Here is a 25,521-nt window from a genome sequence, read left to right as displayed (position 1 = left end):
TTAACCTGCCTGCTGCATCGTTGCCCACAGACCCGCGATCTGGAGCTTCTTCACGTCCGCTTCAATCTTGTCGCGCTCGCCGCTGGATACGGCGGCCTTGCCCTCGGTGTGGACCTGCATCATGAGTTCATTGGCCCGCTTCTTGTCATAGCCCAATACGGTTTGGAATACATAGGACACATAGCTCATCAGGTTGACGGGGTCATCCCAGACGATGCACATCCACGGCAGGTTCTCGCTCGTGGCTACGTCTACGTCGAGTTCTTCATCCAATTCGGGCGTAGCCATCGGAGAGCTCATCCGGACTACAGGAAATTGCGCCTTCATGCCCTCTAGCCTAACCATATTTGGGAATTTATTGTGGGCCCGCGCAATCTGGCTTCAGACATTCCGGCGCCAAAGAACCTAAACCCCTGAAAAGCACCTAGTCAGTGGGTATTATCACTCCCGTGAATGACAAAGCTATCCCTAATGATCGCTCTACTGCACTGCTCACGGATAAATATGAGCTAACGATGCTCCAGGCCGCGCTGCGCGATGGCTCGGCAAACCGCCAGGTCACCTGCGAGGTATTCGGCCGTCGCCTGCCCAATGAGCGCCGCTATGGCGTCGTTGCCGGCACCGAACGCGTCCTGCGCGCAGTGGAGGATTTCCGCTTTTCGGCCAATCAGTTAGCGGAGATGGACTTCCTGGATGAGCAGACCAAGGAGTATCTGCGCCACTATCGCTTTTCCGGGCAGATTGACGGCTACCGCGAGGGCGAGCTTTATTTCCCCAACTCCCCCATTCTGACGGTGCGCGGCACCTTTGGGGAATGCTTGATTTTGGAGACCGTCATCTTGTCCATCATGAACGCCGATTCCGCGGTGGCTTCGGCCGCCTCCCGCATGGTCACGGCGGCCGACGGCCGCCCCATTATCGAGATGGGCTCGCGCCGCACCCACGAGTATGCGGCGGTAACCTCCGCCCGCGCGGCCTACCTGGCCGGCTTCAATGCCACCTCCAACCTGGAGGCAGGCTACCGCTACGGCATTCCGGTCTCCGGCACTGCCGCCCACTCTTGGACCTTGGCGCATACCAACCCGGATGGTACCCCGAACGAAGAGGCCGCCTTCCGCTCCCAGATCGACACCCTCGGTGTGGACACCACGCTGTTGGTCGATACCTATGACATCACCAAGGGTGTCGAGACCGCAGTGAAGGTAGGCGGACCGAAGCTCGGCGGCGTTCGCATCGATTCCGGTGACCTGGGTGCGGTCACCCGCCGCGTGCGCAAGCAGCTGGATGATTTGGGCAATCACAACACCAATATCGTGGTCTCCTCCGACCTCGACGAGTTCGCCATCGCTGGCCTGCGCGGCGATCCGGTAGACGCCTACGGCGTCGGTACGTCCGTAGTAACCGGCTCCGGTGCGCCCACCGCCGGCATGGTCTACAAGGTCGTTGAGGTAGACGGCATACCGGTGGCAAAGCGCTCTTCCTCCAAGCAATCCGTCGGCGGTGCCAAGCGTGCGCTGCGCACCTACCGTTCCTCCGGCGTCGCCGTGGAGGAAATCGTCTACCCCTTCGACGCACCAGCGCCGGATACCGGCCAGCTCGATACCCGCGACATGACCATTCCGCTCATGCGCGATGGCCACATCGTCGACGGACTGCCGGATCTGCATTCCTCCCGCGAGTATTTAGCTCAGGCCCGCAAGACCCTGCCATGGGAAGGCCTGGCACTCTCCCGCGATGAAGCGGCCGTGCCCACGCGGATGGTGGGCTTTAAAAAGTAGGCCGCTAGACTGTGTGGGGTGAGTGAGCACGCAGATGAGCCCCTAAACCTCGACACGGAAACGCTGCTGGGCAAGGCCGTAGACGCGCTGGGCGGCAGCCGGCGCGAAGGCCAGGTGCGCATGGCCACCGCCGTCTCGGCCGCGCTCGAAAAGGAGCGTCACCTAGCTGTGCAGGCCGGTACCGGTACCGGTAAATCCCTGGCCTACTTGGTCCCGGCTATCCGGCATGCGATGAACTCGGGGTCCACTGTCATCGTCTCCACCGCGACGCTGGCCTTACAGCGCCAGCTGGTGGAGCGCGATCTGCCGCGGCTTACTAAGGCCCTCGCCCCTGTCATGGAACGAACGCCCACCTTCGCCATCATGAAGGGCCGCAATAACTACCTGTGCATGAATAAGATTGCGGCTACCCCGGATGACCCAGAAGCTCTTATCGACGAATCCGAGATATCCCACCGCGGCAAGGCCGTGCGGCGCATCCACGAGTGGGCGCAGGAAACCGACACCGGCGACCGCGATGATCTAGAGCCGGGCGTGCCGGACTTGGTGTGGCGAGCGGTATCGGTAACCTCCAACGAGTGCTTGGGCGCCTCGCGCTGCCCGCACGGGCCGGATTGCTTTGCGGAAGAGGCTCGCAGGGCGGCTGCCGACGTCGACATCGTGGTCACCAACCACGCCATGCTCGCCATCGACGCGGTTTCTGAGGCAAATATCTTGCCGGAGCACGACGTCGCCATTATCGATGAGGCCCATGAGCTCGACGGCCGCATCACCTCTGTATCCACCGCGGAGATTACTACCCGCGCCATCAAGATGGCCGCCAACCGCGCGAAGTCGCTGGGAAATGCCGGTAGCCTCTCGGACTTGGCCGAGGAATTTGATGACCTGATGAAAATCCAAGAGCCAGGCCGTTGGACCGACTTGGATGAAACTTCCCAGGGCCACCTGCGCGCGCTTGCCGACGAATTCCTGCGCGTTAAGTCCCTCATTTCTCGCGTCCCAGAAGGCGAAGCCACCGACGATCCGGAGAAAAACGCCGAGCGCCAAAACTTGAGCAACCACCTCTCCGACCTCGCGCAGGCCGTGGCACGCATGCTGGAGGTTTTCGCCACCGATGACCCAGCCAAGCAAGACGACGTCGTCTGGCTCGAGCGCGATCCGCGCAGCGACGCCGAGACCCTCGCCGTGGCTCCCCTCTCCATCGCCCACATGCTGCGCGAGAACCTCTTTGGGGAGCAAACGGTGGTGCTGACCTCGGCCACCCTCGCCCTCGGCGGTCGCTTCGATGCCATGGCCGCCCAGTGGGGCATGCCGAGCGGCACCTACGACACCTTGGATGCGGGCACGCCTTTCGACCCAGCCAAATCCGGCATCCTGTACACCGCCAAACACCTACCCACGCCGGGCCGCGATGGCCTGCCCAAAGAAACCATCGATGAGATCTACGAGCTCATTATGGCCGCCGGCGGGCGCACGCTTGGTCTGTTTTCCTCCCGCCGCGCGGCGGAAGAGGCAGCCACCGCCCTCAAGCCGCGCATCCCCTTTGACCTCTTCGTACAAGGCGAGGATTCCATCGGCGCACTGGTAGAGAAATTCTCCCAAAAGGAAAACTCCTGCCTCTTCGGCACGCTTACCCTGTGGCAAGGCGTGGACGTGCCGGGGCCGGCGTGCTCGCTGGTCATCATCGACCGCATTCCGTTCCCCCGGCCGGATGATCCCCTGATGCAGGCGCGCGCCCAGGCGGCCGATGCTGCGGGCCGCTCCGGATTCATGGAGGTCTCCGCCAACCACGCCGCCTTGCTCATGGCACAGGGCGCAGGCCGCCTGCTGCGCCACGTGACCGACCGCGGCGTGGTGGCCGTGCTCGATAACCGCTTGGAATATAAGCGCTACGGCAGCTTCCTCAAGGCCTCCATGCCACGCTTTTGGCAGACCACCGACGCGGATACGGTGCGCGGCGCGCTTAAGCGATTGGTCGCCGCAGGGCGCACACGGTAGCCGAGTCCGGCGCAATCTCCGTGAACCCGGCGTCCACGATGACCACGGCGCCATCCTGCGCGCAGGCCGTGCGAAAATCCTCGCCGGACACCTCGCGCACCGAAAGCTCAAAACCGGTATCGGCCCAAGCACGAGCCTCCTCCACCGACATCGCCGCAGCGAGCATCATCGAACCATGCCCCACCTGCGCTGCGGCCTTGCCCGCAGACATGTCGAGGCTGCGGTCGACGTAGATAACGGGGGCGTCGCCAAGCAGGGCTCCCGGCTCATCATAGGCAAGGTCAGTGTGACCGATTTGTAGCTTGGCGATGAGCGGATCCACCTCCCCCACGGCCGAAGGCGCGAAGGCTCGAGCGCGGTCCGCCACGGTCACGCCGGGCAGGCTCTGCACATCGCGCCAGGCCTTATTGCGCGCCCGACGGGCGATCTTGCGGATGCGGTGGCCATACCACTGTCCCAGGGCGTGGGCGAAGGCCCCGTCCTCCCCCGCGCGCTCGTCCAAGCACACGGCCACAACGGCGCTGGCGGCCGCCTCTAGCACTTCCGTGCGCGCCGGCGGCTCCTGCTTTGGCAGGTTAAGCGCAATCTGCATCGCTTGGATGGTGGCGGGCTCGTCGGGGTTTTCTGGGTCATCGCGCCACGAACGCGAATCACAGGCTTCTACCAAGCGCTGGTGGGCTACTTCAAACTTATCCACGAACAACCTCCTCGGCCGGAATTCCCAAGATCTGTAGTACCTCATCCAGCCGCCGGTGATTTACCGAGGTATCCGCCACTTCTTGCAGCGCCGGCTTAGCGTTAAAGGCGATGCCCAGCCCCGCGGCGGTAATCATATCGATGTCATTGGCGCCGTCGCCCACGGCGACCGTCTGGCGCATGCTCACGCCGGAATCCGCGGCGAACTCCCGCAGGAATTCCTCCTTGGCCTTGCGGTCAACCACCTTGCCGGTGACGCGGCCGGTGAGCTTGCCATCGGCGATCTCCAAGGTATTGGCGCGGACGTAATCTAAGTGCATTTCTGCGGCTAGGTCCTCCAGAACTTGGATGAACCCACCGGAGACCACAGCGGTGCGATAACCGATGTGGTTGAGCGTGGCAATGGTCTCGCGGGCACCGGGGGTCAGCTGAATCTCGCGGGCCACCTCATCAATGATGGAAGCATCCAGGCCGGCCAGAACGGCCACGCGCTCGCGTAGGGACTCCTCAAAATCCAACTCGCCGCGCATAGCCCGGGCCGTGATGGCGGCAACTTCTTCCTCTTTGCCGGCGTGCGCGGCTAGCATCTCGATGACCTCGCCTTGGATGAGGGTGCTATCGCAGTCGAAGCAGACGAGGCGTTTGGAACGCCGGCCCAGACCCGCAGGTTCAATGGCAATGTCGATACCAATCTGCTGTGCCAGCTCTGCCAGCGCCTGGCGTACGGGTGCCGCGGAACCATCGAGGGACAAGAAAAGCTCCAGCCCGGTCAGCGGAGAGGTGGACAGCCCGCGGATGCGATCGATATTGGCATCGAAATTGGCCAATACGCGGGCGACCTCCTCGACGTGGTGGGCGGTTACTTCCGTTCCCATGAGGACCACCGCATGCGTGGAGCGAGCTCGCGCGCTAGATTCCTCCTCTCGCACGTCCACGGATACCTGCTGCCCGTAGATGCTCAAGGTATTACGCAACCCCTGTGCAATCTGCTCGGCGCGCGCACTGGGAATGCGGGTATGGGCAGCGAGGGTGATGCGACCGGAAAAGATGGCCTGTTCGACGTCGACAAGCGCGGCGCTATAAGACGCCAAGACGCGGAAGAAGGCCGCCGAGACCCCAGGCTTGTCCGGCCCGGTGGTGGTAATGACGGCATAGGTATCAGCTTGGGTACTCACGCCGCCCATTATCGCACGTGGGGCAAATAAGATACGCCAAAGCCGCCTCCCACGGCCCGTTGCGGGTTGGGAGGCGGCTTAAGTCAGGAGTGCTTTAGCGAGTTATATCGCTTTAGTGGCTACCCACGTGTGCTTCTTCGCGCATGCGCTGAACCATGTGCGGGTAGTGCAGCTCGAACGCTGGGCGCTCGGAGCGGATACGCGGCAGCGACACGAAGTTGTGGCGCGGCGGCGGGCAGGAGGTTGCCCACTCGAGGGAGTTGCCGTAGCCCCATGGGTCATCCACGGTGACGATCTCGCCGTAGCGCCAGGACTTGAATACGTTCCACACCAGCGGGATAACGGAAGCGCCGAGGACGAAGGAGAAGATGGTGGAAATCTGGTTGAAGACCGTGAAGCCATCGGACTCCAAGTAGTCAGCGTAACGACGCGGCATACCCATGTTGCCGACCCAGTGCTGAACCAGGAAGGTGCCGTGGAAGCCGATGAAGGTCAACCAGAAGTGAATCTTGCCCAGACGCTCGTCCAGCATGCGGCCGGTCATCTTCGGGAACCAGAAGTACAGGCCGGCGAAGGCGGAGAACACAACCGTACCGAACAGGGTGTAGTGGAAGTGCGCAATCAGGAAGTAGGACTCAGCCAGCTGGAAGTCCAGGGCCGGGGATGCCAGCATAACGCCGGTCATGCCGCCGAAGAGGAAGGTAGCCATGAAGCCCATGGCGAAGATCATCGGGGTATCCCAGGTGATATGGCCCTTCCACATGGTGCCCACCCAGTTGAAGAACTTAACACCGGTTGGAACCGCAATCAGGAACGTCATGAAGGAGAAGAACGGCAGCAGGATAGCGCCGGTAACGAACATGTGGTGTGCCCACACAGCCATGGACAGGGAGCCGATGGCCAGCAGTGCGAAGACCAGACCGATGTAGCCGAAGACCGGCTTGCGGGAGAAGACCGGAACGACCTCAGAGATAACGCCGAAGAATGGCAGTGCCAAGACGTAGACCTCAGGGTGGCCGAAGAACCAGAACAGGTGCTGCCACAGGATGGCGCCGCCATTAGCGGAATCGTAGATGTGGCCGCCCAGCTTGCGGTCATACAGAACGCCCAGTGCTGCAGCGGTCAGCAGCGGGAAGATCATCAGCACGATGGCGGACGCGGTAAACACAGCCCAGCTGAAGACCGGCAGACGGAACATGGTCATGCCCGGTGCGCGCAGGGTCAGGATGGTCGTAATCATGTTGACAGCGGAGGCAATGGTACCGACACCGGTAGCGCCCACGCCGACGATCCACATATCCGCGCCGATGCCCGGGGTGTGGACACCATCAGCCAGCGGCATGTACATGGTCCAGCCGAAGTCAGCCGCACCACCTGGGGTTACGAAGCCCAGCAGCATCACGGTGCCGCCCAGCAGGGTAACCCAGAAACCGAAGGCGTTCAGACGCGGGAAGGCCACGTCCGGCGCGCCAATCTGCAGCGGCAGGATGTAGTTACCAAAGCCCCACACAACTGGGGTGGCAAACAGCAGCAGCATCACGGTGCCGTGCATGGTGAACAGCTGGTTGAACTGCTCATTGGACAAGAACTGGAGACCCGGGGTGAACAGCTCCGCGCGGATCAACAGTGCCATAAAGCCACCGAGGAAGAAGAAGCTGAAGGACATAATCAAGTACATGATGCCCAGCTGCTTGTGGTCGGTGGTGGTTAGAAATACCCAAGCCTTTGAACCGGTCTTCGCGTTACCGGTTGGCTCTGGACGTGTGGGGGCGACGTAATCGTCGACCCGTGGCGCCACAGCGGTCATAAAATCCTCCTGAATAACAAAGTGTCTGTGGACAGACTCCACCTACACCTAGGTTTACTCGCCTTATATTAGGCCATTTTCCCCTGTTCTTTCCAGCTTCCCCCAATACTCGGATGCGAAGACACGCCTCACCATTGACCACATCTGCCACATTGCCCCTGCACGTGGCGCGGCCACTATTTCCACCTACGGTTTTCGCCAGAAATACACCGTGCTATATGTCACAGCCGCGCCGAATTGTGCGGCCCCAAAACGCAAAAACACACCCCCGCTCGTTATCAACCTTTCGGTTGAGTTCGAGCAGAAGGTGTGCCGCTAGACCACGCTGATCAGCGGGAATGCTTAGAAGTCCCAGTCATCATCCGTGGTGTCCTCGGCCTTGCCGATGACATAGGAAGAACCAGAACCAGAGAAGAAGTCATGGTTCTCGTCTGCGTTCGGCGACAGGGAGGACAAGATAGCCGGGGAAACGCGGGTCTCATCGGCTGGGAAGAGCCCCTCGAAGCCCAAGTTATTCAGTGCCTTATTGGCGTTATAGCGCAGGAAGCGCTTTACGTCCTCGGTCCAGCCCAGGTCATCGTAGAGATCCTCGGTGTAGTCGATCTCATTGTCATAGAGGTCATAGACCAAGTCGAAGGTGTATTCCTTCAGCTCTGCCTGATGCTCTTCATCCAGCTGCTTATACGCCTGCTGGAACTTATAACCAATGTAGTAGCCATGCACAGCCTCATCGCGGATGATCAGGCGGATGATATCGGCGGTGTTGGTGAGCTTCGCGCGGGAGGAGAAGTACATCGGCAGGTAGAAGCCGGAGTAGAACAGGAAGGACTCCAGCAGCGTGGAGGCCACCTTCTTCTTCAGCGGATCATCGCCCTTGTAGTAGGACAAGATGATCTTGGCCTTCTTCTGCAGGTTCTCGTTTTCTTCGGACCAGCGGAAGGCATCGTTGATCATCGGCGTGGACGCCAGGGTCATAAAGATATTGGAATAGGACTTGGCGTGCACGGACTCCATGAAGGCGATATTGGTGTAAACCGCTTCCTCATGCAGGGTCTGGGAATCCGGAAGGAGGGAAATCGCACCCACTGTGCCCTGGATGGTATCCAGCAGCGTCAGGCCGGTAAAGACCCGCATGGTGGTTTCTTTTTCCTTCTCCGTCAGCGTCTTCCAGCTGGGAAGGTCATTGGAGACGGGGACCTTTTCTGGCAGCCAGAAATTACCGGTGAGGCGATCCCAAACCTCGAGGTCCTTTTCATCCGGGATGCTATTCCAGTTAATGGCCTTAACTGGCTTTTCATGACTAGAAACGTAGTCATCGTACTCGTGCGACACGCGGCGTCACTCCAATACATAATACGGACACTTTTAGCTCCCCAGCATACCCAATTCGCCCGGCCGCTTTGCCATTGTGGTGGATGCCTCATGCCTATACTGATCCCAGCTATACCGAGTGACTGCACAGAGAGGATTCACCCACCATGAGCGCCGCCCCTCCCCTACTCGGCTCCGTGGTGGATCAACTCGGCGCGGATATAGTAAGCGGAGACCTCGCGGAAGGCGAGCGGTTCCGGCTGGGGGACGTCGAAAAGCGTTTTGGCATCTCCCGCACCGTGGCCCGCGAGGCCATGCGTGCCTTGGAGCATCTCGGCATGGTGAGCTCTGGGCGCCGCGTGGGAATCACGGTGCTGCCAATGGACAAGTGGGCGGTATATGACCCGGCGATCATTGGCTGGCGCCTAAACAACGATAAAACGCGGGGGCAGCAAGTCGCCCGCCTCAACGAGCTGCGCCTTGGCATCGAACCGGTGGCCGCGCGTCTGGCTGCCGGCAATGCCACCGCCCGGCAGCGGGCGGAATTGCTGCGCCTCGCCGCGCGATTGGCCGAGCTGGAATCCACCCCGTCTCCGCGCGTGGGCGAAGAATTGGAAACCGATCTGCGCTTCCACGCCCTCATTCTGCGGGCCTCCGGCAATGAGATGCTGGCCGCACTCGCCCCTTCCCTGGTGGCGATGCTCAAGGGCAAGTCGGTTTTTGGCTCCCGCAAGCGCGACCCCATCGGCGGCACCACACAGCTACACATGGAGCTGGCCCGCGCCATTAATGCCGGGCTTGCCGACGCCGCCGAAGGAACCTCCCGCACCATCCTCGACCGCACCCGGGCAGAAAACGGCTAAGCGCCTCGATGCACGTCCTTCCCCACGACGTGCATCGAGGCGCCCTACTTGCGGTTTAGAGCATGCAGGATACGCAGCCCTCGACCTCAGTGCCCTCCAGCGCCATCTGGCGCAGGCGGATGTAATACAAGGTCTTAATGCCCTTACGCCACGCATAAATCTGCGCGCGGTTGACATCACGAGTAGTCGCGGTGTCCTTGAAGAAGAGCGTGAGCGATAGGCCCTGGTCCACATACTTGGTGGCTACGGCATAAGTATCGACGATCTTCTCGTAGCCGATCTCATAAGAGTCCTTGAAGTACTCCAGGTTGTCATTATCCATGTGCGGCGCCGGGTAGTAGACGCGGCCGATCTTGCCTTCCTTGCGGATCTCAATCTTGGAGGCAATCGGGTGGATGGACGAGGTGGAGTTATTGATATAGGAAATCGAGCCCGTCGGCGGAACCGCCTGCAGGTTGCGGTTATACAGGCCGTACTTGGCCACGTCCTGCTTCAAGTCCTCCCAATCCTGGGCGGACGGGGTGTGGATCGAAGAGGCGTCGAAAAGCTCCTGCACCTTCTTCGTCTTCGGCTTGAACTCTTCCGGATCGTAGCGGTCGAAGAATTCGCCGGAAGCATACTCGGACTGCGGGAATTCCGTGAAGTACTCGCCGCGCTCGCGGGCAATCTTATTGGAAGCGCGCAGCGCCGCATACAGCACGGCCGCAAAGTAGGCATTGGTGAAGTCCAAGCCCTCTTCCGAGCCATACTCGATGTGCTCGCGGCCCAAGTAACCATGCAGGTTCATCTGGCCCAAGCCGATGGCGTGGGACTCGTCATTACCACGGCGCACGGACGGCACGGAATCAATGGAAGTCTTATCCGCCACGGCGGTCAAGCCGCGGATGGCGGTTTCCACCGTATTGGCGAAGTCCGGCGAATCCATGGTCATCGCGATATTCAGGGAACCCAAGTTGCAGGAAATATCGCTGCCCAGCTCCTCATAAGTCAGGTCCGCGTTGAATTCGGAGGCGGAGTTGACCTGCAGGATTTCCGAGCACAGGTTGGACATGTTGATCCACGAGGTCTTCACCGGGTTCGCGCGGTTTACGGTGTCCTCGAACATGATGTACGGGTAACCGGACTCGAACTGCAGCTCTGCCACGGTCTGGAAGAAGTGGCGGGCGTTGATCTTCTTCTTGCGGATGCGTGGGTCTTCCACCATCTCCTCATAGTGCTCGGTGACGGAGATGTCACCGAAGGCCTTGCCATAGACGCGCTCGACGTCATACGGCGAGAAGAGGTACATATCATCATTGCGCTTAGCCAACTCAAAGGTGATATCCGGCACGACGATGCCCAACGAGAGGGTCTTAATGCGGATCTTTTCATCCGCGTTCTCGCGCTTGGTATCCAGGAAGTTCATGATGTCCGGGTGGTGCGCGTTGAGGTAGACCGCACCGGCACCCTGGCGGGCACCGAGCTGATTGGCGTAGGAGAAGGAATCCTCCAGCAGCTTCATCACGGGGATGACGCCGGAAGACTGGTTCTCAATGTGCTTAATTGGTGCACCGGACTCGCGGATATTAGACAGCAGGAGGGCCACGCCGCCGCCGCGCTTGGAAAGCTGCAGCGCGGAGTTGATGGAGCGACCGATGGACTCCATATTGTCCTCGATGCGCAGCAGGAAGCAGGAAACGAGCTCGCCGCGCTGGGCCTTGCCGGCGTTGAGGAAGGTCGGGGTAGCCGGCTGGAAGCGGCCGGTCATGATCTCGTCTACGAGGTGCTCTGCCAGGCCTGCGTCGCCGTCCGCCAAGAACAGGGCGGTCATGGACACGCGGTCCTCAAAGCGCTCGAGGTAGCGGCGGCCATCAAAGGTCTTCAGCGTGTAGCTGGTGTAGTACTTATACGCGCCTAGGAAGGACTTGAAGCGGAATTTATAGGAATAAGCGCGCTTGAATAGCTCCTTAATAAAGGAGAAATCATACTGCTCGATGACCTGCGGGTCGTAGTACTTGTTATTAATCAGGTAATCGATCTTTTCTTCCAGATCATGGAAGTAGACCGTGTTTTGATTAACGTGCTGCAGGAAGAATTGGTTAGCGGCCTCGCGGTCTTTATCAAACTGAATCTTGCCGTTTGCATCGTAAAGATTCAGCATCGCGTTCAGAGCATGGTAATCCAACTGCTCTTCTGGCTTTACTGGCTCGGCGACGGTCTTCCCCAATTGCGTACTCACAGCTGACAAGGCCTTTCTTAAAAATCAGGATCTTTATTTAAGTCGTAGTGGGCGCTAGGCCGCGGCCTCGAGCCCGAGCTCGGCGGCGTTAGCCAATAAGCCTTCACGACAAATTTTTATATCGTCTTCGTTTCCCAGCAACTCGAAACGATATACATAGGGCACTTTACATTTGGCGCTGATGACGTCACCAGCCTTGCCAAAGTCGGCGCCGAAGTTACTATTGCCACCCGCGATTACCGCGCGAATGAAACTGCGGTTGTGCTCATCGTTGAGGAACTTAATTACCTGCGTGGGCACGGGCCGGGAGTTCTGGTGGCTAATGGACGCACCCCCGCCGTAGGTGGGGCACACCAAAACATAGGGTTCGTTGACCTTGAGAGGCTCATCCGTGCGGCGCAGCGGGATGCGCGCGCTAGGAAAGCCCAGTTTCTGCACGAACCGGTGCGTATTTTCCGTCGCGGAGGAAAAATACACGACCAACATCGCTACTGGCCTCCCCTACTCCCTTAAGCGGATGCGGCCAGAGAAGCTAGGCCCTTGATACGGTCTGGGCGGAAACCGGACCAGTGCTCGCCATTAGCCTCAACTACCGGGGCCTGAACATAGCCCAGTGCCATGACGTAGTCACGAGCCTCTTCATCGGCCGAGATATCGACGAGGTCGTACTCGAGGCCGGCGCGGTCGAGGGCCTTCTTGGTGGCATTGCACTGGACGCATGCTGGCTTGGTGTAAACGGTGATAGACATATAGATCCTTAAAGCTCCTGCGTTGAAAAACTCGTCAGAACGGGGTGCGTTTTCCCGCCTATGCGGGCGCTTCCTGCGCCGCTCTGAGCAACATCAACGACACTATACTTTGGGGGAAATACCCGCAACTAACACAATATGTAGTAGTTACAGCCGTGGTATTCCCAGGATGGCACACCCCCAGGCCCCACATGTTGTCCACATCTACAGACAGCCATGAAACTACACCAATGGGATTCCTGCAGGTTTACCTGGAGTTCACCATTTTGTGTGTCAAAGTTCACATTTAGGGGACCGGCGGTCCGCCCTAGGCCCCGCTTGCCGACGCCCCCTCAGAGACGCAGGTCGCCGGGTCCGGCCCCTCCCCCGGGGCACGCTTCAGCCCAAAAATGACCTGACTCAACACCGTCGGGTCGGTCGGCAGCTTGTCGTGCCGGGGAGACACACCGCAGACCTCGCCCAGGTCGAGGTTGACCACATCGGCGCCGTCGCTAAGCGCCAGCTGCGAAGAGCTATTCGGAGTCACCGTCGTATCCCCCGGTGAGTAAATGGAGGTATAAAGCACGCCTGGCGCGGTATCCGGCAGCGCATTGAGCCGTTTAATAAACTCCGACCCCACCACTTGCTGAATGCCGGCCGTACTTGCAAGGAAAGCAGCGAGGTGCGGTGCAAAGGCAATGATTTTAGAGAGCGCCTCCCCCTGCCCGTTGAGCGTGGTGCCGTGGAAGTTGCCGCCCAGCGCCACCGCATGGGAGACGTGATCCGCCCCATCGTGCATCTGGGTATAGGTCTTGATGTGCATACCGCCCTGGGAATGGCCCACCAAGTTCACCTTGTCCGAGCCGGTGACCTCGCGGACATAGTCCACCTGATCCGCAATTTCCGCGGCCGAATCATCCAGGTCCGCGATGGCTTTGACGCTTGGAATCATATTCTGCAAGGTGACATCATCAGCGCCGTAGTCAAAGGCCCACACGCACGCCCCCTGGTCCTGCAGAAGGTGGACCAAGTTTCCCCACACGGAAGCATTATTCGAGGTTCCATGCAGCAACACAACGGGCTCAGTGATGTCCCCTGAAGGCGCACAGGACGGGTCATTGATGCCAAGGGACTCCGGCGCAGAGGATTCCCACTGTGGCTCTGCGGCATGAGCTACGGAGGCAGACAATCCGAGGGCGGCAGCAGTGAGCGCGGCAACGATTCGCTGGGACATTATTCTTCTTTCTCACGACATGAATAGACAAAATAATTATATTCATATATTTGCCTTTATGCTCACCGAGGCTGAAGAGAATGAATCCTTTGTGCCAGAGCTCACGCATGAAAAAATCCGCCCCACCCCGGACAGCCGGAGGGAGCGGATGGAATCGCGTCTCAATTAGCCCTGACGAGCCTTGAAACGGGGATCCTTCTTGTTGATCACGAAGACCTTACCGTGGCGGCGAATAACCTGGGCGCCCGGCTTCTTCTTCAGCGACCGAAGGGACTTACGGACCTTCATCGGGCGCTCCTTTCGTTATGCGCAATCTACATGCGGTTGAATAAGTAAAGCACGGACTGGGAATCCCCAGCCATGACACGAGGAAAAATGTTACCTCACACGGCCGTCAATACCAAAATACTAAGGCTTCACGGGTGCGGACTCGCGCTCGTAGCGCGACTTCATCTCCTCGCCTACCTCATCCAGGCTACGTCCCATAGTCTCTGGAACCAAAACCTTGGTGTAGCCGATGGCGATGAGGCCGAAGACTCCGAAGACGATAAACGCCACCGGGCCGGTCAGCCACTCCACTAGCGGCAGGAAGTACTGCGCCACGGCCCAGTTGGTGGCCCATAGCGAGAGCCCCGCAATGCCCATGCCTAGGCCGCGCACCTGCAGCGGCACCAGCTCGGAAATGAGCAGCCACGTCGTAGGCGACACTGCAGCCTGCTGGAAGGCGATAAACAGCGCCATAAAGACCAAAGAAACCATGGCCATTGCGGTGGAATCCTGCGCGTGGGAATAGGCAAAAGAGAGGATAAACAGCGAGACCACGTTGCCGGTCAAGCCGATCAGCAACAATCGCTTTCGCCCAATGCGGTCCACCACCTTGAGCCCCACCCAGCAGGCGAGCACGGATACCGTGCCGATAACGATGGAGGTATAAACCGAGTTGGCCGTGGATATCCCCACCTGGTTCATCATGGTCGGCGCGAAGTACACGATGGCGTTGACGCCGGTAATCTGCTGCGTCAACCCCATCAACATGGCAAGCAACACCGTAATTTGCATCCACCGATTGGCCTTCAGCGCCTTCCACTCGGATCCGCTGGACTTGCGCGCGGTCTCCTGCGAGGTCAGCTCCGAAATATCCATCCCGGCGCGCCCGGCGATCTCCTGAGCGCGGGGCATTTTCCCGTTAGTGGCCAGCCATACCGGCGTCTCTGGCAGAAACGCCATTCCGAGCGCCAGCGCCAAGCCCGGCACTGCGGCCAGGCCCAGCATCCACTCCCAGCTGCCGGTAGAGGCCAGCGCGGAATTGACCAGGTAGGCCATCAACTGACCCACCACAATCGCGAGGGTATTGAGCGAGACCATGCGCCCGCGCACCTTGGCGGGCACGATCTCCGCGATGTACATGGGAGACACGATGGACACTGCACCCACGGCAAAGCCCAAAAAGGTGCGCGCCGTGGCCAGCATCCCCACCGAACCGGAAAGCGCACACCAGATGGAACCCAGCACGAAAATGATGCCGCCTGCAATCAGCGTGAAGCGGCGCCCATACCTATCGGCGATGCGCCCGGCCGTCAGCGCCCCTACTGCAGCACCCACGAGCAGCATCGAGGTCACCCAACCCTCTTGGTGGGCGCTCATGTCGAATGCGGGGCTAATAAAAAGCAAGGCACCGGACATCACGCCGGTGTCGTATCCAAATAGCAGCCCACCCAGGGCCGCTATGCCAGCTACTACCTTGACATAAACTTCCTTATTCACAGCACAATATTGTGTCAGGCGGCTACCATGAACGTCATGTCGAATGATGCCGAAAACCTGCAGCAAACCATCGTAAAAGCCCTGGGTGTGCGCCCCTTTATCGATCCAGAAGCGGAAGTGCAGCGCCGCGTGGACTTCCTGGTTGATTACCTGCGCACCACCGGCGCTAAAGGCTACGTGCTGGGTATTTCCGGCGGCCAGGATTCCACCTTGGCGGGCAAGCTCGCGCAGCTGGCGGTGGAGCGCGTCGACGGCGCGGAGTTTTGGGCCGTGCGCCTGCCCCACGGCGTGCAGGCCGATGAGGACGATGCCCAGATTGCCCTGGATTTCATCCAGCCCGATCACCGCCCCACCGTCAATATCAAACCGGCCACCCTGGCCCTCGACGAACAGGTGGCGGATGCGCTGCAGCTTGCCGACGTCACCGATTTCAACCGCGGCAACACCAAAGCGCGCCTGCGCATGACCGCCCAATATGCCATCGCAGGCGAGGTCGGCGCGCTAGTCATCGGCACCGACCATGCAGCGGAAAACGTCACCGCTTTCTTTACAAAATGGGGCGATGGCGCGGCGGATCTCCTCCCCCTGGCCGGCCTTAATAAGCGCCAAGGCGCCGCCCTCCTAGAGCACCTTGGTGCCCCGCGCTCTACCTGGGAGAAGGTTCCCACCGCGGACTTGGAGGACGATAAGCCCCAGCTTCCCGACGAAGAAGCCCTCGGTGTCACCTACGCCCACATCGATGACTACCTGGAGGGCAAGGCGGTTCCCGACGCCGCCCGCGAACGCATCGAAACCTTATGGCACCGCGGCGCCCACAAGCGCATCATGCCGCAGGGACCGAACCTTTAGGCCAGCGCCTCCAAGGTCGCGGCCGCCGCGCGCTCCAGCGGCCGGTTATAGCTGGCGCCGTGCGTCAGCGCATGCACCGCCAACGGATGCAGCTGGTGCATGAGAATCCACTTTTCGATGTCCTTCGGCGCACCATAGCCCCGGAAAATCTCCTCAAGGTACGGTGCCCCGAAAAGTGCCAACATCCCCAAATCCGTATGCGGGTGCCCACCATGGGCGGCGGGGTCAATCATGATGCCGCCATCCGCGCCAAAAAGCAGGTTTCCCGCCCATAGATCGCCGTGGATGCGCGCCGGTGCCACATCCCAACTGCGCGCGGCGATGGCATCGCAGGCACGCCTTACCAAGTCCAACTGCGCCGCACTAATCCCTGCCAGTTCCGCGAAGGGCAGCACTCGCTGTTCAACATAGAACTCGCCCCAATTATCCGTCGGGATGCAGTCTTGCTCGATACTGCCGATGAAGTTCTTGCCTTCCCACCCGGTAGGAGGCGCGCCAAACGCTTCGGCTCCTGCACGGTGCATGCGCGCCAGCTCCGCACCAAATGTCCGCGCTGCCTCCGGCGTAGGCATGACCTCGTCCACGCGCGCGGTAACGATTTCTAGCCCGTCGGCGCTCACGACGTTGACCACCGCGTCGGTGGCCTCCCCGAGCCACCGCAGTCCGGCAGCCTCGGCACCTGCTTGATCTCTGTCGCGTACTCGCTTTGAAAAAGTCTGCATGCCGCCCAGCCTAATCTGGCAAGGAAACTTTTAAAGCGCCACGGACTCGCGCGTGGGCAGAGCCATCATAAAGAGCAAGGCGATTCCACCGAACACCGGAATGAGCCCAATCAGGCATAACAACCCCGTCCGCCCAGAATCGTGCAGCCGCCGGCACATCAAGGAAACGACTGGAATCACAAGTACTACCTCGGCAATAGTCTCAATATCCACGCCAAAGTGCCGATCGATAATGCCGATGGCCACAGAAATCAGCACGAGGAAACCAAAGACCCACCAAAACTCACTCATGGACGCCCGGCCACGAAAGTTGAAGTACTTTACAAAGAACCTGCCCACCGCCTGTACAGGCGACGCCCCATAGAGCGCTTCGCGTGTAAAGAACCCCATGGAATCATCAGTCATTCTGTGCGCGAGCCCCTTCGATGTTGACTGCATATACTCGGCTGCGCACCATGCTACCCACTTCCCATAAAGGAGGAGCAATGTACTCGGACGTCATCATCATCGGCGGTGGCTTTGCCGGCACCGCTGCGGCCATCACCTTGGCCCGCGCTAACCGAAATATTCAGTTAATCGATTCCGGGGCTCCCCGCAATCGCTTCAGTGAACATGCCCACGGCATCCTTGGCCTCGATGGCGCGGCTCCCGCCGAATTGCTTCAGCGCGGTCACGCGGAGGTCAAGAAATTCGGCGGAACCATTACCCAGGGCTCGGTGGAGAAACTCACCCGCACTTCCGAGCACGAGCCTTGGCAGGCAAAACTTGCCAGCGGCGAGGTTCTCGAGTCCCGCCACGTTCTCATCGCGACGGGGCTCACGGACAAGCTCCCTGCCGTCCCCGGGCTCCGCGATTTGTGGGGCACCAGGGTCTTTCACTGCCCGTACTGCCATGGCTACGAAGTCACCGGGAAGAAGGTTGCGCTCATCGGTGGCGCGAATCCGCCTTTTACCATCCGGATTAGCAAGCTGCTGTCCACGTGGACGGACACGCTGACCTTCTACCCCAACGGCCTTGAGCTAACCGATCTTGATCGCACTCAACTCGCCGGATTGGGCGTAGAGGTAAACGATGCGCAAGTGACACAAGTCCGGCCAGAGGAGGCGTCGTCGACCGGCGTTGTAGTGCAAAGCTCCACTGGAGAAGACACCTATGAAGCATGCTTTACCGGGCCCGATTTTCTACCCAATGACGCACTGTTGCGGGATGCCGGCTGCGAATCAACAGATGGCTGGATCAGCGTAGAGCGTGGCCAGACCTCGGTATCGCGCCTGTGGGCGGCGGGCAATGTGGTCAGCTCCCCAGACCAGGTCTCGCAAGCCATGGGCAGCGGCGCGGCCGTCGGCATCGCCATCGATCAGCGCATGCTCGATGAGGATCTAGCGGAGCTCTAGCCCACCGCAACAAAGAAAAAGGAGAGGAACTAATGTTCCTCTCCTTTATATTGTGGAGCTAACGGGATTCGAACCCGTGACCCCCACACTGCCAGTGTGGTGCGCTACCAGCTGCGCCATAGCCCCTCAAACGAGGTGCAACCCTGTGGGCTGCAACTCGCTTAAATATACATGGAGGGTATTTAACTCTCCAAATCGCCTGCTACTTAGTGACGATCTCTACCCAGTCACCCAGGTTCTTGCCGGCCTTTTGATCCTTTTCTGATGGAACATCCTTGCCATCCTTGATGATGCGCGGCGAAGATACGGTGCCGGTTTCCTTATCCAGCTTGTCGTAGTTGGTCTTCGCCACCTTATTGCCCTGCTTGATGTCCACATCCTTCATGGAATCAACAACATCATCATCCGCGCCAAACTCCTTGGCGGCGTCAGCGATGTCCTTGATGTCCCACGAAGTAGCTACCTTCTGCTGGTTCTGCAGCATGTAGTCGCGCAGGTTCCAGTAGGTCTTGATATCACCAGACTTGGCCAGCTCGGACATAGCGGCTGCCGCCTTAGTGGAGTAGCCCTCCTGGTTCTCAATATCCTTGCCATCCAAGAAGTTGAGGGTACGCACGTGGACGATCAGCTTGCCGTCTTCGATAGCCTTCTGCATGTCACCGTCGGTAGCCTCAGCCAGTTCAGCACAGTGCGGGCAGGCGAAGTCTTCGTAGAGATCCACCTCAGGGGTGCCCTTCTTAGCACTCTCAGACTTGAGGGTGATAGCACCGTCGTTGTACTCCATGGACATATTCACGTCCTTGGCTTCAAGGGCATCGACAGAATCCGTGGATGACTGCTTGCCATTCCACACGATGTAGCCAATAACAACGGCAATGATGACGAGGAGTACGCCGACTCCCCAAATAAAACCGTTGCCACCCTTGGCGTTAGGGTCAGTTACTTTGCTCATTTGAACCTTGCCTTTAAAAATCTTCGGACCAATTCAGCCTACCTTGCCCACCGTTTAAGAGTGAAGGGCAAACTTGGTGAAGGGGCGCTTGATGGTCCATAGGGTCAGGAATAGATATCCGGCGTCACGCAGCAGCGTCTTCGCATAATCCATTCCTCGGTCAGGATTTTGGGCGTCAAAGCCAAAGCAGCCACAGTCAATATCCAATCCACGTGCCCACGCCTGTGCGATGCCCACCATAAAGAGCAGCAACACGCAGGTAGCCACGATGGAGGACTGGCGCAGGAATAGCCCGAGCAGCAGCAGTACGCCGCCAATGATTTCGAGCGGACCAATGACAATGGCGAGGTAGCCAGCCCAATCGGGAGTAAAGATGTCATAGCCCTTGATGGCCTGGGTCATGTCTAGAGTCTTGCCCAGCTTATGCACGCCGGCATCAATCCACACCCAAGCCATAAAAAACCGGGCGATGAAGCTGATGACATCAAGCACCAGCTTCCCATTAATCTTGCTACTCACGAGGATGAGTTTAGCGTTAACCCTTTAAAACATGGGAAACAACTCCCTGTGCTTCTGCTTGCACTTGCTTGAGATGTTCCTCACCCAAGAAAGACTCGGCATAGATTTTGTACTTATCTTCCGTGCCGGAAGGACGAGCAGCGAACCAGGCATTTTCCGTCGCCACCTTCAGGCCGCCAATGGCCGCACCGTTGCCGGGCGCCTCCGTCAGCTTGGCCACGATTTCCTCGCCCGCCAGTTCCGTGGCGGAAACTTTTTCAGGAGACAGCTTCTTAAGAATGGCCTTCTGCTCGCGGTTAGCGGGGGCGTCGGTGCGAGCATAGGCTGGGGCGCCGAATTTCTCCGCCAGTTCTGCATAACGCTGGGAGGGAGTCTTGCCGGTGACGGCGGTAATCTCCGCGGCGAGCAGATCCATAATGATGCCATCCTTATCGGTGGACCATACGGAGCCATCGAAGCGCAGGAAGGATGCACCGGCGGACTCCTCGCCACCGAAACCAATGACACCTTCGACCAACCCCGGTACAAACCACTTAAAGCCGACGGGCACTTCCACCAATTCGCGGTCCAGGCTTTTCACCACGCGATCGATCATGGAGGAGGACACCAGGGTCTTTCCCACACCGGCACTCCCCCACTGCGGGCGGTGACTAAAGAGATACTCGATAGCCACGGCGAGGTAGTGATTGGGGTTCATGAGTCCGGCATCGGGAGTGACAATGCCATGGCGGTCCGCATCGGCGTCGTTGCCGGTGGCAAGGTCGAACTTAGAGCGGGCGTCGATAAGCGAGGCCATAGCATCCGGCGAGGAACAGTCCATGCGGATCTTGCCGTCCGTATCCAAGGTCATAAAGCGGAAAGTGGAATCCACCTCCGGATTCACCACGGTCATGTTGAGCTCGTAGTGGTCAGCGATGGCCTGCCAATAGTCCACGGAAGCGCCACCCATGGGATCGGCACCGATGCGCAGGCCGGAATCTTTAATGGCCTGCATATCCACCACGTTCTTCAGGTCAGCCACGTAGTTGTGCACGTAGTCATGCTTCACGCAGCGCTCGTCCAGCACGCCCGCGACAGACGTCCGCTTCACGCCTTCCAGCCCAGCGCGCAGGTACTCGTTCGCGCGGCCCGCAATCCAATCCGTGGCCTGAGCGTCGGCCGGGCCACCGGTAGGCGGGTTGTATTTGAAGCCGCCATCGCGGGGAGGATTATGGGACGGAGTAATCACGATGCCATCGGTGCCGGGGTGAGTCAGGATAGCGTGGGAGACCGCTGGGGTCGGCGTGTAGCGGCCGCGATCATCGACGCGAACCTCCACCCTATTGGCCAGCAGCACCTCAAGGGCGGAGACCATGGCAGGCTCGGACAGCGCGTGGGTATCTCGGCCGATGAAAATCGCCCCAGCAACGCCTTGTTCCGCGCGGTAATCCACAATGGCCTGGGTAATCGCTAGGATATGAGCCTCATTAAAGGCGCAATCGAGCGCTGAGCCGCGGTGGCCGGAAGTACCGAAGGACACCTGCTGATCCGGGTCCTCCGCATCTGGGGTGCGGGTGTAGTAGGCGGTGACCAATTCTGCGATATCAATAAGATCCGTGGGCTGTGCCAGCGTACCGGCGCGCTCGTGGGCCATGGCGTGCTCCTTGAAGGGTTGGGGTGGTATGCAATTCCAGCTTGCCCGCTCTCCCGTGGTTGCGCAGGACGAATATTCCCCCGGCTGGGGGTATAGGCAAATTTACTCCATTTCTATAGTTCGCTAGATTTGCAGAATGGACTCGCTTAATTCCATCCTCTCCGCCATCAGCACCGTGGTGTGGGGACCATTCATCCTCATTCCCCTCCTACTGGGCACCGGCCTGTGGCTGACCATCCGCTTGGGCGGACTCCAGTTTCGCGCACTCGGCCGCGCACTGCGCCACGTCTTCGCCAGCGACTCCGGCGACGACTCCACCGAAGGCGATATCTCCAATTATCAGGCGCTGACCACCGCCCTTGCCGCCACCGTGGGCGTGGGAAATATCGTGGGCGTGGCCACCGCGCTGTCCATCGGCGGCCCTGGCGCACTGGTATGGATCTGGATTACCGGCCTCGTGGGCATGGCGTCCAAGTACACCGAGGCCTACCTGGGCGTGCGTTTTCGCACCACGGATTCCAAGGGCGAGATGTCCGGCGGGCCACAGCAATACCTGAAGCGTGGCATCCCCGGACCACTCGGATCGGTGCTCGCAGTATTCTTTGCCATCTTTGCACTTTGCGCCTCCTTTGGCATCGGCAACCTCGCCCAAGCCAATGCTGTGGCCACCAATATGGAATCGACCTTCGGTATCGCCCCAGCGGCCACCGGTGCGATCCTCTTCGTCTTGGTGGGCTCCGTACTCCTCGGTGGAATTCAGGCCATCGGGCGCATTACCGCCGCCTTCGTCCCGTTGATGATCATCGTCTACGTCCTGGGCGGGCTCTATGTAATCTTCTCGCATGCCGCGGAGATTCCCGCCGCCTTTGCGATGATTTTCAGCGATGCCTTCACCGGCACCGCCGCCGGCGGTGGATTCGTAGGCTCCACCATCATGATGGCTATTCAATACGGTGTTGCCCGCGGCATCTTCTCCAATGAGTCCGGCATGGGCTCCGCCGCCATCGCCGCCGCGGCTGCCAAGACCCCGCACCCAGCGCGCCAGGGGTTGGTATCGATGACGCAGACCTTCATTGACACCATCATCGTGGTCACCATCACCGGCTTGGTCATTGTGGTGGGCGGTACCTGGGATATGGGCCGCGACGAGGCCGGAATCATGACAGCCGAGGCCTTTTCTCGCGTACTCCCAGGTGACTGGGGCGGCACCATCGTTTCGCTCTCCATTATTTTCTTCGCCTTTTCCACCATCATGGCCTGGGCATATTACGGCGAGCGTTCCCTGGAGTCCCTCTGCGGCCGCAAGGCCTCTATCCCCTACCGCATGTTTTTCGCCTGCCTCCTCTTTGTCGGCTCCGTCTCGGAGCTCGAGCTCGCTTGGACCTTCTCGGACCTGGCCAATGGCCTCATCGCCATCCCGAACCTCATTGGCCTGCTCCTGCTCTCCGGCCTCGTGGCCCGCGAAACCAAGGCGTACTTAGCCTTTGACCCCAAGCTCAATAAGCCAGTGGATGAGGTGCGCGCGTTCGTAAAGTCCCAGGGGATGGACTGGAAGTAACATAGGCCGCATGCCTCAGTTCCTCGTCGTGGGTGCTGGCGCTGCGCTCGGCGCGGCAGCCAGGTACCTCCTCTCCGCCGCGCTCGGCGGCGGCATGATCCCACTGCTCCTTATCAATATCCTCGGTAGTGCACTCATGGGTTACTTCCGGCCCGGCCCCTTTTGGGGCACCGGCGTGCTCGGCGGTTTCACCAGCTTCGCCACCTTCGCTTTCCTGACCTCCGAGGCCCATTGGACCGTGGCCCTGGCCTATGTCCTTGCCACCATCATCGGCTGCGTGGGCGGCTACCTGGCAGGTGACAAGCTGCGATGAATCTTCTCTGCGTCCTTCTCGGCGGCTTCATCGGCGGCAGCCTGCGCTATGGCTTTACCCGGCTTATCCCCGCCCCCTACTGCACCTTCGTGGCGAATATTTTGGGCTCTCTAGCCCTTGGCCTGGCCTTTGGTTTCGCCCAGCTTGCCGACGTCCCCCTTCTCCACCCCTTCCTTGCCCTTGGCCTCGCCGGCGGCCTATCCACTTGGTCCACATTGGCGAAGGAACTGGGCGAGATGATCAAACGCAAACAGTGGTGGCGACTGTGCAAGTACCTCTTCTGGACCATTGGCCTCGGCATCGTTCTAGCCTGGCGCGGCACCATCTGGGCGGCCCGCATTTATCACGGGGTTTAAGGGGCAAACTCCCAGCTAACTAGCAGTTACTTTTGCCCTGCACAGGCCTAATGTTTTCCGCGTGAGTTTCCTTTTGAATCTGCCTTTGGCGGATCCCATCAACGGCGTGATTTTCTACGCCATCCTCGCGATTGCAGGAATCATCATTCTCCTTCAACGCAAGGTGTGGCCGCTGGTCATCGCGGCCCTGCTGTGCGTCATCGCTTGGTACTTTCTCCAGCACTGGCAAGTGCCGTGGTATATCTTCCTCGCAGCTTTCGTCCCCGTGGCGGCGTTTCTCCGCAAGCCCAAAACTGTCACGATTGCGGCCGGAGTCTTCTCCCTCCTCGCCACCGTTGGCATCATCAACATGGAGTACCAAACCTACCCAGATATTGCCTCCCTAGACCCACGCCCCGTGGCAAAAGAAATGAGCTACGAGGAGTTTTCCCACACCAATTCCGGTGCAGCGATCGTCCACGTCGATCTTCCGGGCACCACCTCCCATTTCTCCGCTCGCCAAGCTACGGCGTATATCCCGCCTGCATACTGGACGGACCACACCCTTCCTGTCATCGTCCTCCTGCACGGCAACCCAGGTGGCCCAGAGCAATGGTTCGGTTCGGGTGAAGCGGCCGAAACCGCAGACCAATTCCAGGCGGCGAATGGAGGGCGCAGCCCTATCGTCGTTGCCGTGGACGCCACCGGCTCTGAAACAGCCAATCCCATCTGCGCCGATAGCACCCAGGCCAAGGTCATGACCTACCTCAGCCAAGACGTGCCGCAAGCTATCAAGCAGAAGTTCAAGGTCAACCCGGATCAGCGCACTTGTGGGGTTGCCCGCAAATCGTGGACACGTAGTGGGGCTACCTAGTGTTTAGGCAGCTATTTCTTTTCTACTGGTGGTTAGACCAATGTGGTTTTCGAAGTCGACGGGGCTGACCATTCCTAGTGCAGAGTGCCGGCGCCGACGGTTGTAAACGACTTCCATCCAGTAGGCAACGGCCTTGCGCGCGGCATCACGGGTTGGCCAACGCTTGCGGTCGTAGAACTCGGTTTTAAGCGTCGACCAGAACGACTCAGCCATCGCGTTATCAAAGCACACACCAGTACGCCCCACAGACTGAGCAATGCCCAGGTTATGGCAGACTTCCCAGAGCTTCTCGCTGGTAAATTGCGTTCCGCGGTCAGCGTGGAACACCAGCCCATTAGGAACGTCACCGCGCAGTGTATGTGCCATCCGCAGGGCCCGTTCGACCAGGCATGTATCTTGAACGCTATCCATTGCCCATCCCAGCACCCTGCGGGAATGGCCGTCGCGGACCGCACACAAGTACAACCATCCCTCGCTGGTGCGTAGGTAGGTAATATCCGACATCCACACTCGGTTGAGCTCACCAGTATCAAACATGCGCTTGACCAGGTCAGGAAGAGCTGACTTACGCTTGGATTGAATCGTTGTCACCGGGACAAAGGCACGCGGTGAAATCCCTTCAATTCCCATCAGGCGCATCCGCTTAGCCACAGTCTTGCGATTCAGGGTGATCCGGTAACGCTCGGTAAGTTCTGCGGTGATCCGGGGAGCACCATAAACCTCATCGGAGTCTTTCCAAATCTGATGAATCTTTCGGTCAACGCCATCGTAAAATGCAGCACGATCATTTTCGCCAGATA

The 25,521-nt window shown here is 59.6% G+C and carries 26 protein-coding genes and 1 tRNA gene; 9 read left to right on the top strand and 18 right to left on the bottom strand.

The features are described 5' to 3' along the window. On the bottom strand, nucleotides 1-327 hold the full coding sequence (gene clpS, locus MHK09_RS01180) for an ATP-dependent Clp protease adapter ClpS (protein ID WP_005323948.1): 327 nt from the start codon (nucleotides 325-327) through the stop codon (nucleotides 1-3). A gap of 122 nt (nucleotides 328-449) precedes the next feature. Between clpS and MHK09_RS01175 the strand changes: the two genes are divergently transcribed. Further along, on the top strand, nucleotides 450-1,778 hold the full coding sequence (locus MHK09_RS01175) for a nicotinate phosphoribosyltransferase (RefSeq protein ID WP_366511686.1): 1,329 nt from the start codon (nucleotides 450-452) through the stop codon (nucleotides 1,776-1,778). Nucleotides 1,779-1,796: 18 nt separating this feature from the next. Continuing rightward, the gene (locus tag MHK09_RS01170; protein WP_250411468.1) at nucleotides 1,797-3,776 is read left to right on the top strand and encodes an ATP-dependent DNA helicase; all 1,980 of its coding nucleotides are present in this window, start codon (nucleotides 1,797-1,799) and stop codon (nucleotides 3,774-3,776) included. On the opposite strand, the gene MHK09_RS01165 is transcribed toward MHK09_RS01170, so the two are convergent. The 4 genes from MHK09_RS01165 to nrdF form a co-directional block, all read right to left on the bottom strand. Beyond that, nucleotides 3,742-4,473, bottom strand: coding sequence for a peptidyl-tRNA hydrolase (locus MHK09_RS01165; protein ID WP_250409256.1), 732 nt, complete (start codon nucleotides 4,471-4,473; stop codon nucleotides 3,742-3,744). The two genes, MHK09_RS01170 and MHK09_RS01165, sit on opposite strands and share 35 nt — an antisense overlap. Next, a complete protein-coding gene (gene serB, locus MHK09_RS01160) occupies nucleotides 4,466-5,656 on the bottom strand; it encodes a phosphoserine phosphatase SerB (RefSeq protein ID WP_250412420.1) in 1,191 nt (396 codons plus the stop codon). Before serB ends, MHK09_RS01165 begins: the two co-directional genes overlap by 8 nt. Nucleotides 5,657-5,759: 103 nt before the next feature. Then, a complete protein-coding gene (gene ctaD, locus MHK09_RS01155; RefSeq protein ID WP_005327325.1) occupies nucleotides 5,760-7,454 on the bottom strand; it encodes an aa3-type cytochrome oxidase subunit I in 1,695 nt (564 codons plus the stop codon). A gap of 342 nt (nucleotides 7,455-7,796) precedes the next feature. Then, entirely contained in the window at nucleotides 7,797-8,786 is a 990-nt protein-coding gene (nrdF, locus tag MHK09_RS01150) for a class 1b ribonucleoside-diphosphate reductase subunit beta (RefSeq protein ID WP_005323941.1), read from the bottom strand. Between the two features lie 146 nt (nucleotides 8,787-8,932). On the opposite strand from nrdF, the gene MHK09_RS01145 reads away from it, so the two are divergent. Beyond that, on the top strand, nucleotides 8,933-9,628 hold the full coding sequence (locus MHK09_RS01145) for a FadR/GntR family transcriptional regulator (RefSeq protein WP_250412419.1): 696 nt from the start codon (nucleotides 8,933-8,935) through the stop codon (nucleotides 9,626-9,628). 55 nt (nucleotides 9,629-9,683) lie between these two features. On the opposite strand, the gene nrdE is transcribed toward MHK09_RS01145, so the two are convergent. The 6 genes from nrdE to MHK09_RS01115 all read right to left on the bottom strand — a co-directional run bounded on the left by nrdE (nucleotide 9,684) and on the right by MHK09_RS01115 (nucleotide 15,572). Further along, nucleotides 9,684-11,846, bottom strand: a complete 2,163-nt coding sequence (nrdE, locus tag MHK09_RS01140) for a class 1b ribonucleoside-diphosphate reductase subunit alpha (RefSeq protein WP_250412418.1) — start codon at nucleotides 11,844-11,846, stop codon at nucleotides 9,684-9,686. Nucleotides 11,847-11,900: 54 nt separating this feature from the next. Then, the gene (gene nrdI, locus MHK09_RS01135; RefSeq protein WP_204611071.1) at nucleotides 11,901-12,332 is read right to left on the bottom strand and encodes a class Ib ribonucleoside-diphosphate reductase assembly flavoprotein NrdI; all 432 of its coding nucleotides are present in this window, start codon (nucleotides 12,330-12,332) and stop codon (nucleotides 11,901-11,903) included. A 23-nt stretch (nucleotides 12,333-12,355) separates the two neighbouring features. Beyond that, a complete protein-coding gene (nrdH, locus tag MHK09_RS01130) occupies nucleotides 12,356-12,595 on the bottom strand; it encodes a glutaredoxin-like protein NrdH (RefSeq protein WP_150850755.1) in 240 nt (79 codons plus the stop codon). Nucleotides 12,596-12,902: 307 nt separating this feature from the next. After that, nucleotides 12,903-13,808 carry an alpha/beta fold hydrolase gene (locus MHK09_RS01125; RefSeq protein ID WP_250412417.1) on the bottom strand — a complete coding sequence of 302 codons (906 nt, stop codon included), beginning with the start codon at nucleotides 13,806-13,808 and terminating at the stop codon, nucleotides 12,903-12,905. 165 nt (nucleotides 13,809-13,973) lie between these two features. Continuing rightward, nucleotides 13,974-14,096: a type B 50S ribosomal protein L36 gene (ykgO, locus tag MHK09_RS01120; protein WP_003847162.1), complete on the bottom strand. Its 123-nt coding sequence runs from the start codon at nucleotides 14,094-14,096 to the stop codon at nucleotides 13,974-13,976. A gap of 120 nt (nucleotides 14,097-14,216) precedes the next feature. Continuing rightward, nucleotides 14,217-15,572 carry a sugar porter family MFS transporter gene (locus MHK09_RS01115; protein ID WP_005323927.1) on the bottom strand — a complete coding sequence of 452 codons (1,356 nt, stop codon included), beginning with the start codon at nucleotides 15,570-15,572 and terminating at the stop codon, nucleotides 14,217-14,219. Between the two features lie 27 nt (nucleotides 15,573-15,599). On the opposite strand from MHK09_RS01115, the gene nadE reads away from it, so the two are divergent. Then, complete coding sequence (gene nadE, locus MHK09_RS01110; RefSeq protein ID WP_250412416.1) at nucleotides 15,600-16,421, top strand: NAD(+) synthase; 822 nt, start codon at nucleotides 15,600-15,602, stop codon at nucleotides 16,419-16,421. Here nadE and MHK09_RS01105 read toward each other — a convergent pair. Together MHK09_RS01105 and MHK09_RS01100 are read right to left on the bottom strand one after the other, a co-directional pair. Then, complete coding sequence (locus tag MHK09_RS01105; RefSeq protein ID WP_250412415.1) at nucleotides 16,418-17,143, bottom strand: fructosamine kinase family protein; 726 nt, start codon at nucleotides 17,141-17,143, stop codon at nucleotides 16,418-16,420. The genes nadE and MHK09_RS01105 overlap by 4 nt on opposite strands. Nucleotides 17,144-17,173: 30 nt before the next feature. Then, a complete protein-coding gene (locus MHK09_RS01100; protein WP_250412414.1) occupies nucleotides 17,174-17,548 on the bottom strand; it encodes a DUF805 domain-containing protein in 375 nt (124 codons plus the stop codon). Nucleotides 17,549-17,628: 80 nt separating this feature from the next. On the opposite strand from MHK09_RS01100, the gene MHK09_RS01095 reads away from it, so the two are divergent. Further along, nucleotides 17,629-18,537 (top strand): NAD(P)/FAD-dependent oxidoreductase, encoded by a 909-nt coding sequence (locus MHK09_RS01095; protein ID WP_250412413.1) that lies wholly within the window; start codon nucleotides 17,629-17,631, stop codon nucleotides 18,535-18,537. A 53-nt stretch (nucleotides 18,538-18,590) separates the two neighbouring features. Here MHK09_RS01095 and MHK09_RS01090 read toward each other — a convergent pair. From MHK09_RS01090 to pgm, 4 genes are all read right to left on the bottom strand, one after another. Beyond that, nucleotides 18,591-18,663 (bottom strand) — tRNA-Ala (locus tag MHK09_RS01090). 76 nt (nucleotides 18,664-18,739) lie between these two features. After that, the gene (locus tag MHK09_RS01085; RefSeq protein ID WP_250412411.1) at nucleotides 18,740-19,489 is read right to left on the bottom strand and encodes a DsbA family protein; all 750 of its coding nucleotides are present in this window, start codon (nucleotides 19,487-19,489) and stop codon (nucleotides 18,740-18,742) included. 54 nt (nucleotides 19,490-19,543) lie between these two features. Then, the gene (locus MHK09_RS01080) at nucleotides 19,544-20,008 is read right to left on the bottom strand and encodes a MauE/DoxX family redox-associated membrane protein (protein ID WP_250412409.1); all 465 of its coding nucleotides are present in this window, start codon (nucleotides 20,006-20,008) and stop codon (nucleotides 19,544-19,546) included. Nucleotides 20,009-20,024: 16 nt separating this feature from the next. Next, nucleotides 20,025-21,641: a phosphoglucomutase (alpha-D-glucose-1,6-bisphosphate-dependent) gene (pgm, locus tag MHK09_RS01075; RefSeq protein ID WP_250412407.1), complete on the bottom strand. Its 1,617-nt coding sequence runs from the start codon at nucleotides 21,639-21,641 to the stop codon at nucleotides 20,025-20,027. Between the two features lie 136 nt (nucleotides 21,642-21,777). Between pgm and MHK09_RS01070 the strand changes: the two genes are divergently transcribed. From MHK09_RS01070 to MHK09_RS11765, 4 genes are all read left to right on the top strand, one after another. Beyond that, on the top strand, nucleotides 21,778-23,199 hold the full coding sequence (locus MHK09_RS01070; RefSeq protein WP_250412406.1) for an alanine/glycine:cation symporter family protein: 1,422 nt from the start codon (nucleotides 21,778-21,780) through the stop codon (nucleotides 23,197-23,199). A 10-nt stretch (nucleotides 23,200-23,209) separates the two neighbouring features. Continuing rightward, nucleotides 23,210-23,512 (top strand): fluoride efflux transporter family protein, encoded by a 303-nt coding sequence (locus MHK09_RS01065; protein ID WP_250412404.1) that lies wholly within the window; start codon nucleotides 23,210-23,212, stop codon nucleotides 23,510-23,512. Beyond that, nucleotides 23,509-23,868, top strand: a complete 360-nt coding sequence (locus MHK09_RS01060) for a fluoride efflux transporter FluC (RefSeq protein WP_250412402.1) — start codon at nucleotides 23,509-23,511, stop codon at nucleotides 23,866-23,868. The genes MHK09_RS01065 and MHK09_RS01060 overlap by 4 nt, the downstream gene beginning before the upstream one ends. A gap of 61 nt (nucleotides 23,869-23,929) precedes the next feature. After that, nucleotides 23,930-24,721 carry an alpha/beta hydrolase-fold protein gene (locus MHK09_RS11765; RefSeq protein ID WP_250412400.1) on the top strand — a complete coding sequence of 264 codons (792 nt, stop codon included), beginning with the start codon at nucleotides 23,930-23,932 and terminating at the stop codon, nucleotides 24,719-24,721. Between the two features lie 3 nt (nucleotides 24,722-24,724). On the opposite strand, the gene MHK09_RS01050 is transcribed toward MHK09_RS11765, so the two are convergent. Next, the coding region (locus MHK09_RS01050; protein ID WP_436232094.1) for an IS3 family transposase at nucleotides 24,725-25,521 on the bottom strand (797 nt) is incomplete at its 5' end.

Origin of the sequence: Corynebacterium tuberculostearicum, from assembly GCF_022347235.1 — a bacterium.
Taxonomy (GTDB): Bacteria; Actinomycetota; Actinomycetes; order Mycobacteriales; family Mycobacteriaceae; genus Corynebacterium; species Corynebacterium tuberculostearicum_F.
The sequence above is the reverse complement of the archived record's forward strand: the minus strand, read 5'-3'. Positions and strand labels throughout refer to the sequence as shown.

What these genes read in the sequence shown, in the direction of transcription:
- clpS (WP_005323948.1), bottom strand. Translation starts at nt 327, where the DNA reads ATGAAGGCGCAATTTCCTGTAGTCCGGATGAGCTCTCCGATGGCTACG.
- serB (WP_250412420.1), bottom strand. Translation starts at nt 5,656, where the DNA reads ATGGGCGGCGTGAGTACCCAAGCTGATACCTATGCCGTCATTACCACC.
- ctaD (WP_005327325.1), bottom strand. Translation starts at nt 7,454, where the DNA reads ATGACCGCTGTGGCGCCACGGGTCGACGATTACGTCGCCCCCACACGT.
- MHK09_RS01145 (WP_250412419.1), top strand. Translation starts at nt 8,933, where the DNA reads ATGAGCGCCGCCCCTCCCCTACTCGGCTCCGTGGTGGATCAACTCGGC.
- nrdI (WP_204611071.1), bottom strand. Translation starts at nt 12,332, where the DNA reads ATGTTGGTCGTGTATTTTTCCTCCGCGACGGAAAATACGCACCGGTTC.
- nrdH (WP_150850755.1), bottom strand. Translation starts at nt 12,595, where the DNA reads ATGTCTATCACCGTTTACACCAAGCCAGCATGCGTCCAGTGCAATGCC.
- MHK09_RS01125 (WP_250412417.1), bottom strand. Translation starts at nt 13,808, where the DNA reads ATGTCCCAGCGAATCGTTGCCGCGCTCACTGCTGCCGCCCTCGGATTG.
- ykgO (WP_003847162.1), bottom strand. Translation starts at nt 14,096, where the DNA reads ATGAAGGTCCGTAAGTCCCTTCGGTCGCTGAAGAAGAAGCCGGGCGCC.
- nadE (WP_250412416.1), top strand. Translation starts at nt 15,600, where the DNA reads ATGAACGTCATGTCGAATGATGCCGAAAACCTGCAGCAAACCATCGTA.
- MHK09_RS01105 (WP_250412415.1), bottom strand. Translation starts at nt 17,143, where the DNA reads ATGCAGACTTTTTCAAAGCGAGTACGCGACAGAGATCAAGCAGGTGCC.
- MHK09_RS01100 (WP_250412414.1), bottom strand. Translation starts at nt 17,548, where the DNA reads ATGACTGATGATTCCATGGGGTTCTTTACACGCGAAGCGCTCTATGGG.
- MHK09_RS01095 (WP_250412413.1), top strand. Translation starts at nt 17,629, where the DNA reads ATGTACTCGGACGTCATCATCATCGGCGGTGGCTTTGCCGGCACCGCT.
- MHK09_RS01085 (WP_250412411.1), bottom strand. Translation starts at nt 19,489, where the DNA reads ATGAGCAAAGTAACTGACCCTAACGCCAAGGGTGGCAACGGTTTTATT.
- pgm (WP_250412407.1), bottom strand. Translation starts at nt 21,641, where the DNA reads ATGGCCCACGAGCGCGCCGGTACGCTGGCACAGCCCACGGATCTTATT.
- MHK09_RS01070 (WP_250412406.1), top strand. Translation starts at nt 21,778, where the DNA reads ATGGACTCGCTTAATTCCATCCTCTCCGCCATCAGCACCGTGGTGTGG.
- MHK09_RS01065 (WP_250412404.1), top strand. Translation starts at nt 23,210, where the DNA reads ATGCCTCAGTTCCTCGTCGTGGGTGCTGGCGCTGCGCTCGGCGCGGCA.
- MHK09_RS01060 (WP_250412402.1), top strand. Translation starts at nt 23,509, where the DNA reads ATGAATCTTCTCTGCGTCCTTCTCGGCGGCTTCATCGGCGGCAGCCTG.